Annotated in this window: 1 protein-coding gene; it reads right to left on the bottom strand. The window is 72.4% G+C overall.

All coding sequences use genetic code 11. The features are described from left to right. Positions 1–598: pyridoxal phosphate-dependent decarboxylase family protein (locus ADL01_RS22690; protein WP_234354754.1), on the bottom strand; the 598-nt coding region annotated here is incomplete at both ends.

Here is a 598-nt window from a genome sequence, read left to right as displayed (position 1 = left end):
GGTCTGGATCTGGCGGGCGAACTCGTGTGCGTGGTCGCAGACCTGGTCGACGAGGGCGCCGAGTCCTTCGCGGCCGAGGGTTTTGAGGGTGACGGCGATTTTGAGGACGTCGGGTCGTCGGGTGGTGCGCAGGGAGCGGCCGAGGAGGTCGGGCAGGCCTGCTTCGGTGTCGTCGTCGGCGTTGAGGTAGTCGGCGCGGTGGGCGAGCGCCGTGAGGTCGCTGGGGTTCTTGACGGTGAGGAGGCCTGCGGCGACGGGTTGCCAGCCGAGTTTGTGCAGGTCGAGGGTGACGGTGTCGGCGTGTTCGAGGCCGGTGAGCTGGGTGCGCCGGCGTTCGCTGAAGAGGAGTCCGCCGCCGTAGGCGGCGTCGATGTGGAGTCGGGCGCCGTGGGTGGTGCAGAGGGCGGCGATCTGGGGCAGCGGGTCGATCAGTCCGGCGTCGGTGGTGCCGGCGGTGGCGGCGACGAGGAAGGAGCCGCGGGGGCCGGTGAGTTGCGTCAGGGCTTCGTCGAGGGGGGCGGGGTCGAGGGTGCCGGCGGGGGCCGGGATGACGACGGGTTCGGGGAGTCCGAGGAGCCAGGCGGCGCGGGGCAGGGAG

This window comes from Streptomyces sp. NRRL WC-3618 (genome assembly GCF_001280005.1).
Lineage (GTDB): Bacteria > Actinomycetota > Actinomycetes > Streptomycetales > Streptomycetaceae > Streptomyces.
The sequence above is the reverse complement of the archived record's forward strand: the minus strand, read 5'-3'. Positions and strand labels throughout refer to the sequence as shown.